The organism is Streptomyces sp. NPDC008317 (genome assembly GCF_042955955.1).
Taxonomy (GTDB): domain Bacteria; phylum Actinomycetota; class Actinomycetes; order Streptomycetales; family Streptomycetaceae; genus Actinacidiphila.
Map to the genome: position 1 here is coordinate 849,380 of NZ_JBIBFQ010000004.1, position 16,658 is coordinate 866,037.

The 16,658-nt window shown below is 73.2% G+C and carries 18 protein-coding genes; 7 read left to right on the plus strand and 11 right to left on the minus strand.

The window, feature by feature from the left end:
• Nucleotides 1-496 precede the first annotated feature (496 nt).
• Nucleotides 497-1,627 carry an ROK family transcriptional regulator gene (locus ACFY9V_RS17040; RefSeq protein ID WP_355349892.1) on the plus strand — a complete coding sequence of 377 codons (1,131 nt, stop codon included), beginning with the start codon at nt 497-499 and terminating at the stop codon, nt 1,625-1,627.
• A 5-nt stretch (nt 1,628-1,632) separates the two neighbouring features.
• Here ACFY9V_RS17040 and ACFY9V_RS17045 read toward each other — a convergent pair whose 3' ends face one another.
• Together ACFY9V_RS17045 and ACFY9V_RS17050 are read right to left on the minus strand one after the other, a co-directional pair.
• Nucleotides 1,633-2,973, minus strand: coding sequence for an Ig-like domain-containing protein (locus ACFY9V_RS17045; RefSeq protein ID WP_391161724.1), 1,341 nt, complete (start codon nt 2,971-2,973; stop codon nt 1,633-1,635).
• A gap of 257 nt (nt 2,974-3,230) precedes the next feature.
• Nucleotides 3,231-3,581: a hypothetical protein gene (locus ACFY9V_RS17050; protein ID WP_391049076.1), complete on the minus strand. Its 351-nt coding sequence runs from the start codon at nt 3,579-3,581 to the stop codon at nt 3,231-3,233.
• A gap of 101 nt (nt 3,582-3,682) precedes the next feature.
• Between ACFY9V_RS17050 and ACFY9V_RS17055 the strand changes: the two genes are divergently transcribed.
• Complete coding sequence (locus ACFY9V_RS17055) at nt 3,683-4,006, plus strand: hypothetical protein (protein WP_391161725.1); 324 nt, start codon at nt 3,683-3,685, stop codon at nt 4,004-4,006.
• A 37-nt stretch (nt 4,007-4,043) separates the two neighbouring features.
• Here the strand turns inward: ACFY9V_RS17055 and hutH are convergent, their stop codons facing one another.
• The 8 genes from hutH to ACFY9V_RS17095 all read right to left on the minus strand — a co-directional run bounded on the left by hutH (nt 4,044) and on the right by ACFY9V_RS17095 (nt 12,553).
• Nucleotides 4,044-5,597 (minus strand): histidine ammonia-lyase, encoded by a 1,554-nt coding sequence (gene hutH / locus ACFY9V_RS17060; protein WP_355349880.1) that lies wholly within the window; start codon nt 5,595-5,597, stop codon nt 4,044-4,046.
• 109 nt (nt 5,598-5,706) lie between these two features.
• Complete coding sequence (locus ACFY9V_RS17065; RefSeq protein WP_355349877.1) at nt 5,707-6,858, minus strand: sensor domain-containing diguanylate cyclase; 1,152 nt, start codon at nt 6,856-6,858, stop codon at nt 5,707-5,709.
• 112 nt (nt 6,859-6,970) lie between these two features.
• The gene (locus tag ACFY9V_RS17070) at nt 6,971-7,783 is read right to left on the minus strand and encodes an enoyl-CoA hydratase-related protein (RefSeq protein ID WP_355349874.1); all 813 of its coding nucleotides are present in this window, start codon (nt 7,781-7,783) and stop codon (nt 6,971-6,973) included.
• Between the two features lie 107 nt (nt 7,784-7,890).
• On the minus strand, nt 7,891-8,589 hold the full coding sequence (locus ACFY9V_RS17075; RefSeq protein WP_391049066.1) for a hypothetical protein: 699 nt from the start codon (nt 8,587-8,589) through the stop codon (nt 7,891-7,893).
• Entirely contained in the window at nt 8,589-9,512 is a 924-nt protein-coding gene (locus ACFY9V_RS17080) for an ABC transporter ATP-binding protein (RefSeq protein ID WP_355349868.1), read from the minus strand. Before ACFY9V_RS17080 ends, ACFY9V_RS17075 begins: the two co-directional genes overlap by 1 nt.
• On the minus strand, nt 9,509-10,024 hold the full coding sequence (locus ACFY9V_RS17085; protein ID WP_391161727.1) for a GntR family transcriptional regulator: 516 nt from the start codon (nt 10,022-10,024) through the stop codon (nt 9,509-9,511). Before ACFY9V_RS17085 ends, ACFY9V_RS17080 begins: the two co-directional genes overlap by 4 nt.
• Nucleotides 10,025-10,207: 183 nt before the next feature.
• The gene (locus tag ACFY9V_RS17090; RefSeq protein ID WP_391161754.1) at nt 10,208-11,260 is read right to left on the minus strand and encodes an adenylate/guanylate cyclase domain-containing protein; all 1,053 of its coding nucleotides are present in this window, start codon (nt 11,258-11,260) and stop codon (nt 10,208-10,210) included.
• 396 nt (nt 11,261-11,656) lie between these two features.
• On the minus strand, nt 11,657-12,553 hold the full coding sequence (locus ACFY9V_RS17095; RefSeq protein WP_391049059.1) for a biotin--[acetyl-CoA-carboxylase] ligase: 897 nt from the start codon (nt 12,551-12,553) through the stop codon (nt 11,657-11,659).
• A gap of 133 nt (nt 12,554-12,686) precedes the next feature.
• Here ACFY9V_RS17095 and ACFY9V_RS17100 point away from each other — a divergent pair, with 133 nt between their 5' ends.
• The 4 genes from ACFY9V_RS17100 to ACFY9V_RS17115 all read left to right on the plus strand — a co-directional run bounded on the left by ACFY9V_RS17100 (nt 12,687) and on the right by ACFY9V_RS17115 (nt 15,560).
• Nucleotides 12,687-14,276: a carboxyl transferase domain-containing protein gene (locus ACFY9V_RS17100; protein ID WP_391161728.1), complete on the plus strand. Its 1,590-nt coding sequence runs from the start codon at nt 12,687-12,689 to the stop codon at nt 14,274-14,276.
• Between the two features lie 79 nt (nt 14,277-14,355).
• Complete coding sequence (locus ACFY9V_RS17105; RefSeq protein WP_391161729.1) at nt 14,356-14,562, plus strand: acyl-CoA carboxylase epsilon subunit; 207 nt, start codon at nt 14,356-14,358, stop codon at nt 14,560-14,562.
• Between the two features lie 100 nt (nt 14,563-14,662).
• Entirely contained in the window at nt 14,663-14,794 is a 132-nt protein-coding gene (gene mmpB, locus ACFY9V_RS17110) for a morphogenic membrane protein MmpB (RefSeq protein WP_262928358.1), read from the plus strand.
• A 160-nt stretch (nt 14,795-14,954) separates the two neighbouring features.
• Nucleotides 14,955-15,560 (plus strand): Maf family nucleotide pyrophosphatase, encoded by a 606-nt coding sequence (locus ACFY9V_RS17115; RefSeq protein WP_391161730.1) that lies wholly within the window; start codon nt 14,955-14,957, stop codon nt 15,558-15,560.
• Between the two features lie 93 nt (nt 15,561-15,653).
• On the opposite strand, the gene ACFY9V_RS17120 is transcribed toward ACFY9V_RS17115, so the two are convergent.
• A complete protein-coding gene (locus ACFY9V_RS17120; RefSeq protein WP_355349849.1) occupies nt 15,654-16,118 on the minus strand; it encodes a hypothetical protein in 465 nt (154 codons plus the stop codon).
• Nucleotides 16,119-16,574: 456 nt separating this feature from the next.
• Between ACFY9V_RS17120 and ACFY9V_RS17125 the strand changes: the two genes are divergently transcribed.
• Nucleotides 16,575-16,658, plus strand: an 84-nt coding sequence (locus tag ACFY9V_RS17125; protein WP_355335748.1) for a biotin carboxylase N-terminal domain-containing protein, incomplete at its 3' end; no start/stop codon positions are given.

Sequence of the window (16,658 nt, forward strand, 5' to 3'; positions counted from 1 at the left end):
CGCTGTGGCTGGGGGGGGAGGGGGTGGGAGGGCGTGCGGGACCTGCGCCACCCGACGTCCAGCCGGGGGTGCGGGTGCTGGGGGGGGTGGCAGGGGCTTCGTTGGGCTCTTGGAGGAAGGGCCCGAGCATTCCGACTCACCGGGGAGGGGGCACCGGCGCAGGGCGGCCCGCCGAAAGAATCCCCCTCCCGGCAACCCCCACCGGACCGTCGGACGCCGACGGGCCGGGAGGGGACGGGCCGGGGTGCCCCCGCAGAAATGCGGTGACAAGAAGGGTGCCGGATACAGGAGACCAGGTAGCCGCATTTCGAGGAGGTGCCCCGGACCGGCACCGACCCAGGCACAAGCGGCACCCGCAGACGAAGAAAACACCCGCACGGGTGGGCGGGCGGGCAGAGAACACCGCCGCGGCGCAGCCGCACATACTTGGGGGGATGGGATGGAGGACGGCGTGGGTAAGGGAATGGGCGCGCAAGCGGGCCTGAGGCGCCGCAACATGGCACTGGTCATGCGTGCCCTCGCCGCAGGCGAGAACGTCACGCGCGCCGCCGTCGCGGCAGAGGTCGGCCTGACGAGGGCGACCGTCTCGACGCTGGTGGACGAACTGCTGGCGGCCGGCCTGGTGGAAGAGCGCGGCGCGCAGCGCCCCGGCACCGTCGGCCGCCCCGGCACCGCCCTGGCCCTGAGCGAGCGCGGCCCCGCCGGCCTCGGCGCCGAGGTCGGCGTCGACCACCTGGCCGCCTGCGTGGTGGACCTGCGCGGCACCGTCCGCTGCCACGCCGAGGCGAAGGCGGCGAACCGCGGCCGCCCGGCCGCCGAAGTGCTGGCGGAACTGGCCGAGTTGACGGCGAAGGTGACCAGGGAGGCGGCCGGGAGCGGCCTGCGCCCGGTCGCCACGACAGTGGCGGTCCCCGGCCTGGTCGGAAAGGACCGCGGCACGGTCCTGCGCGCCCCGAACCTGGGCTGGGAGGACGTGGCCGTCGCGGCCCCCCTCGGCGAGGGCACGGTCGTGGAGAACGAGGCGAATCTCGGCGCGCTCGCCGAATTGTGGCTCGGCGGCCACGAGAGGCTCGCGGACTTCGTGCACGTCTCCGCGGAGATCGGCATCGGCGCCGCCCTCGTCGTGGAGGGCCGCCTGTTCCGCGGCGCCCGCGGCTTCGCGGGCGAGCTGGGCCACGTACCGGTGCACCCGGACGGCCCCTTGTGCTCGTGCGGCGCGCACGGCTGCCTGGAGACGTACGCGGGCGAGGAGGCGCTGCTGCGGGCGGCGGGGGTGGGCGCGGGCGGCGGCCCGGCACTGCGGGCGGCGGCGGCCGACGGCGACCCGGCGGCGCTGAAGGCGCTGGAGGAGGCGGGCGCGGCGCTCGGCATCGCGCTGAGCGGCGCGGTGAACCTGCTGGACCCGCAGGCGGTGGTGGTCGGCGGCCCGCTGGCCGAACTGGCGCCGTGGCTGCTGCCGGGCGTCCGGCGGGAGCTGGCGGCCCGCGTCACCGACCGGCAGTGGCGCCCTGAGGACGTGGTGACGTCCAGGCTGGGCCGCGACGGGGTGCTGCGGGGCGCGGCGTACAGCTCCGTCCGCACGGTGCTGGAGGACCCGGCGAGCTGGGCCCTCCAGCAGGAGGCGTGAAAGCCTTACGCCTGCGGAGCCGTCCACGCCGCCCAGGACAGGTTCCAGCCGTTGAGCCCGTTGTCCGGCTGGATCGTCTTGTCGGCGGAGTCCTTGACGATGACGACGTCACCGACCATGGAGTTGTTGTAGAACCAGGCGGCCGGGGTGTTGGGGTCCTTGCCGCCCTTGGTGTCGCTCAGGCCCACGCAGCCGTGGCTGGTGTTGGTGGCGCCGAAGATCGACTTGCTGCCCCAGTAGTTGCCGTGGATGAAGGTCCCGGAGTTGCTGAGCCGCATGGCGTGCGGGACGTCGGGGATGTCGTACTCGCCCTTCCCGTCGTCCTCGGTGAAGCCGACCGTCGCGCCGTTCATCCGCGTGGTCTGGTACTTCTCGGAGATGACCATCTGGCCGTTGTACGTGCTGTGGTCCGGGGCGCCCGCCGAGATCGGGATGGTCTTGAGGACCTTGCCGTCGCGGACGACGGTCATCTGGTGGGTCGCGGCGTCGACCGTGGAGACCTGGGAGCGGCCGACGGTGAAGTTCACCGTCTTGTCCTGGACGCCGTAGATGCCCGCGCCGCCCTTGACGCCGTCGAGCTTGAGCTTGAGGGAGACGTGCGAGCCCGCCTGCCAGTACTGCTGGGGGCGGAAGTCGAGCCGGGTGGAGCTGAACCAGTGGCCCTCGACCCGCTGGCCGCTGCTGGAGGTCACCGAGACCGCGGCCTCGACGGCGGCGCGGTTGGTGATCGCCTTGTCGAAGTTGATCGAGACCGGCATGCCGACGCCGACGGTGGAGCCGTCCTCCGGCGTGAAGTAGCCGATGAAGCTGCTGGAGGCGGAGACGGTCGAGAAGGTGCCGTTCGCCGCGGCCGTACGGCCCTGGGAGTCGGTGGCGGCGGCCGATATCGCGTACTGCGTGCCGCGGGCCAGCGCGACGTCCGGGGTCCAGCTCGTGCGGTCGGCGGATATGGTGCCCGCGATCTTGTTGCCGGTGGCCTTGGACGTCATGGTGACCGAGGTGAGGGTGCCGCCCGCCACCGTGACCTTGGCGTCGTTGTGGATGCTCGCGCCGGTGCTGCCGTCCTTGGGCGTGATGGTGATCTTCGCGTCGGACGCCTGCTTCGCCGCCGCGGCGTCCTCCTTGGACTGGGCGGCGGCCGACGGGGACTGCCCGGCAGACGGGGACGAGCTGGCGGAGCTGGTCGGTTTGTCGCCGCCCGCGGCCTTGTCGCCACCGCCGCCTCCGCCGCCGCACGCCGTCAGCGTGACGGCGCCGCCGATCAGCACCGCGGCGGCCGCGAGTGCGCGGCGGCGGGTGAAGGGCGAGCGCTTGGCGGGGGCATGTGCGTTGTCGGGCGGCGTCACGCGTGTCTCCAATGGGCTGGGGTCGCTCGCGGGTGAATGACGAGCTTCGTCCACATGCCATGAAAACAGGCCGACACCGGTAACCGTGCCCCGAGTGCCGGAATTGTGGGGTAACGCACGCGGGCCGTTTCCGGCCGCACGCGACGGGAGGCGGCGCGTTCGCGCAGGTGGGAGGGGTTGTCCCGGCGCCGCCTCCGGGCCGGTCGGCGCGAAGCGTCCGGCTCCGCTTCCGGCGCCGCCGGACCCCCGGACAGGCCCTAGTCCTCGGCGTCCCCGTCCGCGTCCTCCTCGTCGAGGTCCCACTCGTCGGAGTCCGGGTCGTACTCGGTGTGCGCGCACGACCACGACGCCTGGACGAGGTCGACGCCCGGCACGGCCGAGAGCAGGTCGGCCGGGTCGACGAGGTACGCCAGCGCCTCCGACTCGTCCTTGCCGACGGCGTCGCGGGCGTGCAGGCGTTCCTGCGGCGGCATGAACTCGTCGGCGCCGATGTGGTCCAGGGCCGCGCCGCGCAGCTCGTCGGGCCCGGAGACCTCCAGGACGAGTTCCACCTGGAGTCGTACGTACCGCGGACCGCTCTCGCCGCGGGGAATCTCAGTAGCGCTCATGCCACGGAGCGTAAGCGCCTTCGCCGCGGCTTCCCACGAGCCACACCAAGTCACTACCATCTGCCCCTACGGTCAATTCGCCGCACCAGCTGGGGGATCCGTTGACCTCGCCCCGTCCCTATGTCGCCGCAGCAGCCGCCGCCGCGCTCGCGGCGCTGTTCTTCGTCCCGTCCGCGAGCGCGAGTCCCGACGACGCCGCGACCTCCGCGCACACGAAGACCGCGGCCCACACCCGTACGACAAGCACGGCCAGTACGGCCAGTACGGCCAGCACGGCCACCACGCGCTCCGCCGCGGAGCAGATCGGCCTCGCCGACACCGGCAGCATCGACACCAAGCCGTATCTCATCGGCGGTGCCGCGTTCCTGGTGGCGGGCGCGGGGCTGATCGTCAACGCCGGCCGCCGCACCCGCCAGAGCTTCTGACGGCGTCGCTCACACGGTCGCCGTTCCGCTCACGGATTCACGCGAGCGGGCCGGTGACCGACTCCGCCGCGCGCGCCAGCTCTCCGGCCCGTACGAAGCGGTAGGCCGCCTCCAGGTCCGGCGACAGGAAGCGGTCGGGGCCCGCGCCCAGCACGCCCGCGGCGCGTACCGCCGCCAGGACCGCGGCCGAAGCGGGCGCCGGGCGCTGCTCGCCCGTCGTGGTCCTGATCTCCAGCGCGCGGGTGGCCGCGTACATCTCGACGGCGATGATCCGGGTGAGGTTGTCGACGGCCGTACGGAGCTTGCGCGCCGCCGACCAGCCCATGGAGACGTGGTCCTCCTGCATCGCGGAGGACGGGATCGAGTCCACCGACGCGGGCACCGCGAGCCGCTTCATGTCGCTGACCAGCGCGGCCTGCGTGTACTGGGCGATCATCAGACCGGAGTCGAGGCCGGGGTCGTCGGCCAGGAACGGCGGCAGGCCGTGCGAGCGGTTCTTGTCCAGCAGCCGGTCGGTGCGGCGCTCCGCGATGGAGCCGAGGTCGGCGGCGGCGATGGCGAGGAAGTCCAGGACGTACGCGACCGGCGCGCCGTGGAAGTTGCCGTTGGACTCGACCCGGCCGTCCTCAAGGACCACCGGATTGTCGACGGCGGCGGCCAGTTCGCGCTCGGCGACCAGGCGGGCGTGCGCGAGGGTGTCGCGGCCCGCGCCCGCGACCTGCGGGGCGCAGCGGATGGAGTACGCGTCCTGCACGCGCGGCGCGTCGTCCTGGTGGTGGCCGGTGAGCCCGGACCCCTCCAGCACCCGGCGCATGTTCTCGGCGCTGGCCGCCTGGCCGGGGTGCGGGCGGATCGCGTGCAGCTCGGGGGCGAGGACCTTCTCGGTGCCGAGCAGGGCCTCCAGGGTCAGCGCGGCGGTGATGTCGGCCGCGGTGAAGAGCCGGGCCAGGTCGGCGCAGGCCATCACCAGCATGCCGAGCATGCCGTCGGTGCCGTTGATGAGGGCCAGGCCCTCCTTCTCCCGCAGGACGACCGGCTCGATGCCGTGCTCCGCGAGGAGTTCCGCGGCGGGGCGCACCGTACCGTCCGGGCCCTCCGCCTCGCCCTCGCCCATCAGCACCTGCGCGCAGTGCGCCAGCGGGGCGAGGTCGCCCGAGCAGCCGAGCGAGCCGTATTCGTGGACGACGGGCGTGATCCCGGCGTTCAGCAGCGCCGCCATCGTCTCCGCGACCACCGGGCGCACCCCGGTACGGCCGGACGCCAGCGTCTTCAGCCGCAGGAACATCAGCCCGCGGACCACCTCGCGCTCCACCGCCGGACCCATCCCCGCCGCGTGCGACCGTACGAGGCTGCGCTGCAACTGGGCCCGCAGCTCCGGGCTGATGTGCCGTACCGCCAGGGCCCCGAAGCCCGTCGACACCCCGTAGACCGGCTCGGGCTTCGCCGCCAGCGCCTCGATCACCTCACGCGCCCTGGCGATCCCCGCCAGCGCTTCCGGCGCCAGCTCCACCCGCGCGCCGTCGCGCGCCACGGCGAGTACGTCGTCGGCGGGGGCGCCGTGCGCACCGATGACCACGTTATGCATATTCATATTCACGCACCCTAAGCACTGAAAGCCGCCCTGTCACTCCCCTCTGCGACCAGCACTCTCCGGCCCCGCCCCCGCGGGTCCCGGCCGGACGGGACGTCGCGGACACGCCCTAAGGACGGTTGCCGCGGATGCGGCGGCGCTCGCCCTCGCGGGCCGGCGGCGAGTCGGCGAGCCGCACGACGGGGTCCTCGGGCCCGGCGCGCCCCGCGACGACGGGGTGCGCCGCGCGCAGCGCCTTGGCCTGGTACTGCGCCGCGTCGGCCAGCCGGAACAGCCGCCGCGCCGAGCGCACGGGCCCGATCGGATCGCCGGTGGACGCCACGCCGCAGGCCACGCCCTCGCCGACTTCGAGCTGCGCGGCCCGCCCGCACAGCTCGTCGGCCGCCGCGACCACCTCGTCCGGCTCCTGCCCGACGGCCACGACGCAGAATTCGTCACCGCCGAGGCGGGCGGCCAGGCTGCCGGGAAGCATGGCGCCGCACAGCGAGAGCAGCGAGCCGAATCGTTCCAGCAGCCGGTCGCCGACGGCGTGCCCGAGCCGGTCGTTGACCTTCTTCAGACCGTTGAGGTCGCACACCACGAGGCTGACCACGGCCCCGTCCGCCCGGTGCCGTTCCAGCGCCTCGTCGAGGCGTACGTCCACGGCCCGGCGGTTGCCGAGCCCGGTCAGCGGGTCGGTGAAGGCCAGCCGCTGCACCTCGGCGAGCCGTTCGGTCTGGGCGATCCCGGAGGCGATGACGGCGGCCAGCACCGTCGCGAAGTCGGCGTCCCCGCGGTCGAAGCCGGACACCCCGGCGCGCCTGGCCACGTACAGCTCGCCCCACGCCCTGCCGTGCAGCACGATCGGCGCGACCACGCAGGAGCCGCGTCCGCGCCGCCGCAGCGCCGCGGCCCGGCCCCAACTGCTGCCGCCGGGCGACGCGCCGGTTCCTTCGGCGGTCTCCACCCAGGCGTGCGGCTCGCCGCCGCGCGCCCACTCACCGTGCAGGAACTCCACGATCTCCGGGAAGTCGTGCACCGAGTACGACTCGTCGTCCGGCTCCGGCTCCTCGCCGGGCGCCAGCTCCCCGTCGTTGACCAGGACCCGCAGCCGCCCGGTCTCCCGCTCCCACGTCGAGATCGCCGCGAAGGACGCGTCCATCGCGAGCCGCGCCCGCCGCGCCCCGGCCCGTACCGCGGCCAGCGGCGTCTGTTCGGTCGCCAGTGCCTGTGCCAGCTCGACGACCGCTCGAAGCCGGAGATCGGCCGTCCCGTCCACCATCTGTCCAGGCTAGGGAGGTTTGTCCGGTTTGGAGCGCTGGCTGCGCCGAACGGAGCCCGTTCGGCGCTGCGCCCGCCCGTCGGCGACTACGCACAGTGGCCGCGCGCGGCGATCACGCGCCGGGCCACCGCGGGGGCCGCTTGTCGTTGAAGGCGGCCACGCCTTCCGCGCGGTCGGCGGAGAAGGCGGTGGCGCGCCAGGCGGCGTCCTCGATCTCCAGCCCGGCGCGCAGGTCGAGGCCCTGGCCCAGGCGCAGCGCGCGCTTGGCCGAGCGCAGGCCGACCGGCGAATTCGCGGCGATCCGGTCGGCCAGCGCCAGCGCCTCGGCGCGGGCGTCGTTCCCGGCCGCGAGCTGGTCCACCAGGCCGAGGGCGAGCGCCTCGGCGGCCGGTACGCGGCGGGCGGTGAAGACCAGTTCCGCCGCGCGGGCGGCGCCGACCCTGCGGGGCAGCAGTTGGGTACCGCCACCGCCGGGGATGACGCCGACCGAGACCTCGGGCAGGCCGACGACGGCCGTCTCGTCGGCCACGATCACGTCACAGGCGAGCGCCAGCTCGAAGCCGCCGCCGAGCGCGTAGCCGTGCACCGCCGCGACGGCGGGCATCGGCAGTTCCAGGACGCCGGTGTACGCGGCCCTGGTGTGCGGGCGCTGGCGTACGAGGTCGGCGTCGGTGAACGCGTTGCGCTCCTTGAGGTCGGCGCCGACGCAGAACGCCTTGTCATGGGTGGACGTCAGGACCGTGACGCTGACACCGGGGTCGGCCGCCAGCGCCGCGCAGGCGTCGCCGATCGCGACGGCCATCCGCGTGGAGACGGCGTTCATCGCCTTCGGCCGGTCGAGCACCAGTTCCGCGACGCGGTCGCCGTGCCGGCGGACCGCCACCCACTCCCCGAACCGTCGTTCCGCCGTCCCCTGCGCTTCCATTCGCCCGCCCTCCGGTTAACGACCGTGAACCCCCATCCTGCCATCCCCCTCCCCGCGGGGGACGGCACGGTCGCACAGGGCCGGACGGCGCTCGCCTCACGTCGGATTCATACGGTCATACGGTGGACGGTCGCGAATCCCCCGGCCAGCAGCACGGCGACGACGGCCGCGAGGACCCCGGTGACCCCCAGGGCGGTGAGCCCGGCGAAGAAGTGGCCTATGCCCTTCCAGCCGTGCGCCCATGTGGCGATCAGCGCGACCAGGGCCAGCACCCCGAGCTGCGCCCCGCCGAAGGCCGTGGTGCCGGGCAACCCGGCGCGGCGGAAGACCAGGCCGTACCACATCCCGTAGACGAACAGCAGGAAGAAGGCGACGGCGGCGGTGAGCCAGGAGACGTACCAGGCGCCGTCCAGCAGGAACGGGACGCGGAAGTAGGCCATGCGCATGCCCCAGCCGCCGGTCGCGCGTTCGAGGACCTGGCCGACCGCGACGACCAGCCCGAAGGTCACGGCGAGGGCCCCGGCCAGGGCGGTGACGCCGCGCAGGTAGGTGCGTCTGCTGACACCGAGGGTGAGGGCGAACGGCAGCGCGCGGGCGACGGTCTGGAGGCCCACGGCGAACATCACGAGGAAGGCCGCGGCCAGGCCGCCGACCCAGCGGTGGTCGGCGTGGGCCGCCGGGGTGAGCCGCAGGATCACCACGTCCAGGACGAAGCCGAAGGCGGCCCACTCCCAGGGCAGGACGAGGTAGGTGAAGCGGTCCAGCAGCAGATACCGGACGACGGAGAGCACCGGGGTGGGACGCATCAGGATGCCCTCGCAGTCGTGAGGCCGGACGGGTCGTGGGGTCCGGCGCCGGGCGCGCCGTGACGCTCGGCCGCGTGGACCGCGAGCTGCTGGAGGGTGCACTCCTCCAGGCGCAGGCGCAGGTGTGCGGCCAGTTCGCGGTCGCGGTCGTCCAGGCGGCCTACCATCACCGCCCTGGTCTGCGCGCCCATCGTGCGGCGGCTCAGCGTCGCACGGGCGGCGATGAAGCGGTCCACGGCGGTGGCCGGGCCGGTGACGGTCGTGGCGGTGCCGCGCAGTTCCTCGGTCGGCGCGTCGAGGACCAGCCGGCCGCGGTCCAGGACCAGGACGCGGTCGAGGAGTTCGGCGGCCTCGTCGATGAGGTGGGTCGAGAGCACGACGCACCGGGGGTGGGCGGCGTAGTCGGCGAGGAGCTGGTCGTAGAAGAGCGAGCGGGCGACCGCGTCGAGGCCCGCGTACGGCTCGTCGAACAGCGTGAGTTCGGCGCGGGCGGCCAGCCCGATGATGATGCCGAGGGCGGTCCGCATGCCGCGCGAGAGCTTCTTGATCGGCCGGGTCGGCGGCAGCTCGTACGCGTCCAGCAGCGTGCCCGCCAGCTCCTTGTCCCAGTTCGGGTAGAGCAGCGAGGCCGCCGCGACGGCGTGCCGCACCTTCAGGTCGGGGTACGTCTGGTCCTCGCGGACGAGGATCATCCGGCGCAGCACCGCGTCGTTCTCCAACGGCCGGGCGCCGAAGGCGTGCACGGTCCCGGAGGTGGCGATCTCCTGGCCCGCCAGGATGCGCAGCAGCGTCGTCTTCCCCGCGCCGTTGCGGCCCACCAGTCCGGCGATGCACGGCGTGTCCAGCTCGAAGCTGACGTCGGTGAGCGCCTGGTGGTCGCGGAAGGCGCGTCCGACGCCGGTCAGCGAGACGACCGGGCTCATACGTCGCCCCCGACCGTCGCCGCCGTGGTCGTGGTGGCGGTCGTGGTACCAGGCGGGGCGGTCGTGGCGGCCGGGGTTCCGGCGGACGGCGCGGAGTGCGGTGCGGAGTGCGGCGCGGTGGCGCCCGCCGCCTGCGACGTCACCGCGACCGAGGCCAGCTCGTCGCGCAGCAGGCCGAGCAGTTCGTCCTGCCCGATCCCGAGGCGCGCCGCCTCGACCGCCAGCGGCCGTACGTACCGCTCGGCGAAGCGCCGCCGCCTGCCCCGCACCAGCCGGTCCCGCGCGCCCTGAGCGACGAACATGCCGACGCCGCGCCGCTTCTCCACCAGATCCTCGTCCGACAGGACGGTGAGCGCGCGCGCCGCGGTGGCCGGGTTGACCCGGTAGAAGACCGCGAGCTCGTTGCTCGACGCGACGCGCTCGCCCTCGCCCACCGTCCCGTCGGCGATCTGATTCGCCAGCTCGGCCGCGATCTGGGCGAAGATCGGCCCGCCCTCTTCCAGGAGTGACATCCTGCCTCCGTTGCTCTGGTGGTTCCCTACCGTACTAAGGAACCAACAGGGTGGGCAAGAGGGCACGCCAAAAGAGGCGAAGGGATGTCGGGTGACCCGGCGGAAGCGGGACACGGCGTCAGGGACGCGGCGCGCGGGCAGGCCGGAGCGCGCGCCCGTGGCGCGGTCGGGGCGGAGCGGACCTCAGTCCCGGCGGGAGAGCAGCCAGGGCTCGACGACGCCGAGGCCGCGCACGGGGCGGCGCCACATCGGCTGGAGGGCGAAGCGGTACTTCTCCGCCTCGGTGGCGTCCACGTCCGCCTCGGACAGCGGCGCGTCACCGGCCTCGCCCAGCGCCTCGGCGAAGTCGCCGTCGACGAGGACGGCGTCGCGCGGCGCTATCGAGGTGAGCCGGGAGGCGAGGTTCACGGTGGTGCCGAAGACGTCGCCCATGCGGGTGGTGACGGTGCCGAAGGCCATGCCGACGCGCAGGGCGGGCATGCTGTCGTCGCCGGTCATGGTCTCGATGAGGCGTATGCCGATCTCGGCGGCGGTGCCGGGGTCGTCGGCGACGAAGAGGACTTCGTCGCCGAGGGTCTTGATCAGCCGTCCGCCGTACGCGGCGACCTGGTCGGCGGCCGTGGTCTCGAACGCCTCGACCAGCTCGCCCAGTTCCTCCTCCTCCAGGCGCCGGGTGAGCCGGGTGAAGCCGACGAGGTCGGCGAAGCCGACGGCCAGCCGCCGGTCGACGGCCTCCTCGTCGTCGGACTGCACGACCCGGCTGGTGGCGGCGGCGACCTGGCGGCGCCAGACGTAGATGAGGAACTCCTCCAGTTCCGGCAGGAGGAGTTCGACCAGCGGGTACGCGACTTCCGCGCGGGTCATCCCCGGCTCGGGCGGCTCGGTGAGACCTTCGAGGAAGGAGTCGGTCTGCCAGTCGGCGAGCCGGGCCGTGGTCTGGCCGGTGGAGCGGGCGACCTGGATGGCCATCGACTCGCTGAGCAGCCCCGCCTCGACCAGGCCGGCCAGCCGCCGCAGGGCGAGGACGTCCGCCTCGGTGAGCGCGCGCGCCTGGCCGATGTCGGCGAAGCCCATGGCCCGCCAGAAGCGGGAGGCCAGGTCCATGGAGACGCCCGCGGTGCGGGCGGCCTGGAAGGGGGTGTAGCGGCGGGGCGCGCCGAGGATGAGCTGTTCCAGGCGCAGCGCCAGTGGGTGCTCCCCCGACTCGCCCGGCTCTCCCGGCTCCTCAAGATCCACTGGATCGGCCGGGTCGGCCGGGTCGGCCGGGTCGGCCGGGTCTGACGCGTCCGTGCCGTCGACGGAATCGGCCGGATCCGGCGCGTTCACGGGGTCGGGTACGTCCGCGGCGTCCGGTGCGATCGGAGGGTCGGCGGGATCGACGCCGTCCGGCTCCGGGGCGGCACCCGGATCCGAGTCGTGCGGCTCGTCTGGCGGGGTGCCCGCGTTCTCCACGCTCACCGCCCAGCCCTTGAGGAATCCCTGCGCACAGCCCTTCCGATCATCGAGACGACGCAGCCCCTCAACGATACGGCAGGTGTGCCGTGGCTCACTCTCACCAGGGCGCCGGTGAGACACCCGTGACGCGCGACGGAACGGCGCGCGAGCCGGTCTCCGCGGCGGTGTCCCGCCGCGTCAGCGCGCGGGCCTGAGGTGGACGACGTCGCCCGCGGCGACCGGCTGCTCGGCGCCGTCCGGGGTAGCGATCACCAGGCGGCCGTCGCCGTCGATCCCGACCGCGGTACCGGCCAGTTCCTTGTCGCCCGGCAGCTCCGCGCGGACCTCCCGGCCCAGGGTGGCGCAGCCCGCCGCGTAGGTCTGCTGGAGCCGGGACGCGGCGGGGTCGCCGTCCTCCGCGCGCCAGGCTCCGTACCAGTCGGCCAGCGAGCGCAGGACCGCCCGCAGCAGCGGGTCGCGGTCGGTGCCCTTGGCCCCGGCCAGGGCGAGGGACGCGGCGGTGGGGACGGGCAGCTCGGCGGCGCGCAGCGACACATTGAGGCCGATGCCGATGACGACGCCGTCGTCGCCCGCGCGCTCGGCGAGGATGCCGCCCGCCTTGCGTTCCTCGCCGTCCACGGTGACCAGCAGGTCGTTGGGCCACTTGAGTGCCGTGTCGACGCCCGCGGCCCGCGACAGGGCGGTGGCGGTGGCGACCCCGGCGAGCAGCGGCAGCCAGCCCCAGCGGTGCACCGGCACCGGGGCGTGTGCCGGGAGCGGCGTGCCGTCGGGCGCGGTACGGGCGGCCATGGCGCCACCCGGTCGGAGCAGTACCGAGAAGAAGAGCCCGGAGCGCGGCGGCGCCGACCAGCGGCGGTCCAGCCGTCCGCGGCCCGCGGTCTGCTCCTCGGCCACGAGGACCGCCCCCTCGGGGGCGCCCCGCGCGGCGCGGGCGGCCAGGTCGCTGTTGGTGGAGCCGGTGGCGTCCACCACGTCCAGCGCGGTCCACAGCGCGTCGGGGGTGACCACGGCGCGCCGCAGCGCGGCGGCGTTGAGCGGCGGTCGTTCCAGGTCGGACCAGCGGCTGGGCGTCATGTCCTCACCCTATGAGGCGGGTACCGGAGTGTGTCCAACGCCGCACTGCTCGTACCCCAGAGTCGCCACTACGCTACGGAACAGCGTTACCGGCCAGTCAGCAAGTCCCGCCGAGAGCAGGAGAGCCGCCTCCATGTCCGAGCAGGAACACGACATCCACACCACCGCGGGCAAGCTCGCGGACCTGCGCCGCCGTATCGAGGAGGCGACGCACGCGGGCTCCGGGCGCGCGGTGGACAAGCAGCACGCCAAGGGGAAGGGCACGGCCCGCGAGCGGATCGAACTGCTCCTGGACGAGGGGTCGTTCACCGAGCTGGACGAGCTGGCTCGGCACCGCTCGACCAACTTCGGCCTGGAGAGCAACCGGCCGTACGGCGACGGTGTCGTCACCGGCTACGGCACGGTCGAGGGCCGCCCGGTCGCGGTGTTCTCGCAGGACTTCACGGTCTTCGGCGGCGCGCTCGGCGAGGTCTACGGCGAGAAGATCGTCAAGGTGATGGACTTCGCGCTGAAGACCGGCTGCCCGGTGATCGGCATCAACGACTCCGGCGGCGCCCGCATCCAGGAGGGCGTCACCTCGCTCGGCATGTACGGCGAGATCTTCCGCCGCAACACCCACGCCTCCGGGGTGATCCCGCAGATCAGCCTGATCATGGGCCCGTGCGCGGGCGGCGCGGTGTACTCCCCCGCGATCACCGACTTCGTGGTGATGGTCGACCAGACCTCGCACATGTTCATCACGGGTCCCGATGTGATCAAGACGGTGACCGGCGAGGACGTCGGCATGGAGGAGCTGGGCGGCGCCCGTACCCACAACTCGACGTCGGGGAACGCGCATCACCTGGCCGGTGACGAGAAGGACGCCTTCGAGTACGTCAAGGCGCTGCTGTCGTACCTGCCGAGCAACAACCTCCAGGAGGCGCCGTCCTTCGCCGCCGAGGCGGATCTGGCGGTCACGGACGAGGACCTCGAACTGGACACGCTGATCCCGGACTCGGCGAATCAGCCGTACGACATGCACAAGGTGATCGAGCACGTCCTGGACGACGGCGAATTCCTGGAGACCCAGGCGCTGTTCGCGCCGAACATCCTCACCGGTCTCGGCCGTGTCGAAGGCCGTCCCGTGGGCGTGGTCGCCAACCAGCCGCTCCAATTCGCGGGCTGTCTCGACATCAACGCCTCCGAGAAGGCGGCGCGTTTCGTGCGGACCTGCGACAGCTTCAACATCCCCGTGGTCACTTTCGTCGACGTTCCCGGATTTCTCCCCGGCACCAGTCAGGAGTGGGACGGCATCATCCGCCGCGGTGCCAAATTGATCTACGCGTACGCCGAGGCCACGGTTCCGCTGATCACGATCATCACTCGAAAGGCGTACGGCGGCGCGTACGACGTGATGGGCTCCAAGCACCTGGGCGCGGATCTGAACCTGGCCTGGCCCACGGCCCAGATCGCGGTGATGGGCGCGCAGGGCGCCGTCAACATCCTGCACCGCCGCACGCTGGCGGAGGCGGCCACCCCGCAGGAGGCGGAGGAGCTGCGGGCGCGGCTCATCGCGGACTACGAGGACACGCTGCTGAATCCGTACATCGCCGCGGAGCGCGGCTACGTGGACGCGGTCATCGCGCCCTCCCAGACCCGCGCGCAGCTCGTGAAGGCGCTGCGGACGCTGCGCAACAAGCGGGAGAGCCTGCCGCCGAAGAAGCACGGCAACATCCCGCTGTAGACGGACCGCGCGGGGCCCGGGGGCGAGGACCCGCGGGACCCGCCGGACACGGACCCGCGAGCCGAGGAGGAGAGCGCTCATGGTGATCAAGGTGGAGCGGGGCAGCCCGACCCCCGAGGAACTGGCGGCCGTCGTCGCCCTCGTCCAGGCGCGGGCCGCGGCGGCCGGGAAGAGCGCCGACGGCCCGGCCCCGCTGGACGGCTGGGCCGACCTGGCGCGCAATGTGCCGCGCGGCGTACCGGCGCCGGGGCCCGGCGCGTGGCGGGCGTCGGCGTGGCCCGCGTGAGCGGAATGTCGGGTCGGCGGCGGATGTCACACCAGTAACAGGGTGATCCTGAGTATCCGTACTCAGGCGCTCCGGTTCGCCGGGGCGCAACCCTGGAGACATGTTGTGGTCGGACCCGCGGGACGAACCGCCGGAGGAGATGCGCAAGGCGCAGGCGATGCTGCGCCGCGCGATGCTGGTGATCGCGCTGGCAGCCGCCGTGGTCATGCTGGTGGCGACCTGGAGGTCGTGAACCCGCGCGTCCCGGCCAGGACCGGCCCGGAGAACGGCCCGCACCGGCCAGGACCGGCCCGGAGAGCGGCACCGGCGCCGCCAGCCGCCCCGGACGCGGCCGTGAACCCGCGTCCTGAACCGGCGTCCCCCGTACGGGTGTCGGTGCCTACGATGGGCCGATGAGCAGCTCCAGAACCCTTGTCCTCGCGTCCGCCTCGCCCGCCCGGCTCGGGCTGCTGAAACAGGCGGGCCTCGACCCGCGCGTGATCGTCAGCGGTGTCGACGAGGACGCGATCACGGCCGCCACGCCCGCCGAACTGGCCCGCGTACTGGCCGAGGCGAAGGCCAACGCGGTGGCCGGGAGCGGCGCGCTCGACGGCGGCGAGCTGGTGATCGGCTGCGACTCCGTACTCGAACTCGACGGCCAGGCGCTGGGCAAGCCCGCGGACGCGGCCGAGGCGGTGGCGCGCTGGCAGGCGATGCGCGGGCGCAGCGGGGTGCTGCGGACCGGGCACTGCGTGATCGACACCGCGAGCGGCAAGCAGGTCGCCGAGACCGCGTCCACGACCGTACGGTTCGGGACGCCGGACGACGACGAGGTCGCCGCGTATGTGGCGAGCGGTGAACCGCTGTACGTGGCGGGCGCGTTCACCCTCGACGGCCGCTCCGCGCCCTTCCTGGAGGGCATCGAAGGCGACGCGGGCAACGTGATCGGCCTGTCCCTGCCGCTGCTGCGGCGGCTGCTGGCCGAGCTGGGGGTACGGATCACCGATCTGTGGGTCTGAGCCGCCGTCAGCTGGCGCGGGAGGCGGGGTCCGGGGTCGGTCCTGGGCCGGTTCCGGGGTCGGTTCCGGGTCTGGGGCCGGTTCCGGGGGCGCTCAGGCCGTGGCGGGCGGCGGGAGTTCGCCGCCGTTGCCGTTCGCGGTCCCGCTCTCGGCGGCCTCCCGCGGCCGGTCCTCGGGCGCGTACATCAGCAGCGTGGCGACGAGGCCGCCCAGTATCACCATCATCAGCACGAACGCGTACCAGCCGATCAGGCCGACGACCAGCGCGCCGACCACGCCGTGCACCACCGCGCAGACGATGAGCACGATCCTGGCGACCCGGCCGGTCATCTCGTCGCGGCGCACTATCCGCACGACGAGCACCGCGCACAGGATGAGGAAGAGGCCGAACAGCGCGCCGCCCACCCACGATCCGATGGCCATGGCGTCGGAGTCGAGACCGGCGAGCGACATGGACTGATGGCGTACGGCGAGGCCGAGTATCCAGTTTACGAAGGCGATGGTGAGGGCTTCGAGAACAAGGACCACGGCGGTGCCGACGGCTATACCTCTGCGCACACTGTCCCCTTCGGCCGTCGTCCGGGGCCCGGTTACCGCTGGTACCCCCGCCTGTCGCAGGCTACTCACCGGTACAACCGGCGGCAAGGGGTCTGGCCACGCCGGTCGTTCCACCCGTACGGGGAGTCCGGCGCGCGCGATCCGGAACGTCACCCCACTCGTTCGGGGACACCGGCGGCCGGTCGGGAAACACCGACGGCAAAGATTCCGCTCGCTATTCGTAGGGTTTCCACAAAAGAACGTCAGGTCTCTTCGCAGACTTACAGGGAGATCTCCCCCACACCGATGAGTGCGGGACATCGGCCCGAGCGGGGCCGTACCGTGGACTGAGCAGGCGTTCACGGGTTCTTCAGGCCCATGGATCACCCTCCGTGTGGGGAAGCTCACGTGCAGGGGTGCCTCGGCACCAAGTGTGGCCAGTACCTAAACTCGGCTTGTTTCAAGGAGGGAGCCATCGTGCGCAAGGTGCTCATCGCGAACCGCGGTGAAATTGCTGTCCGCGTTGCCCGTGCCTGCCGGGATGCGGGGATCGCGAGTGTG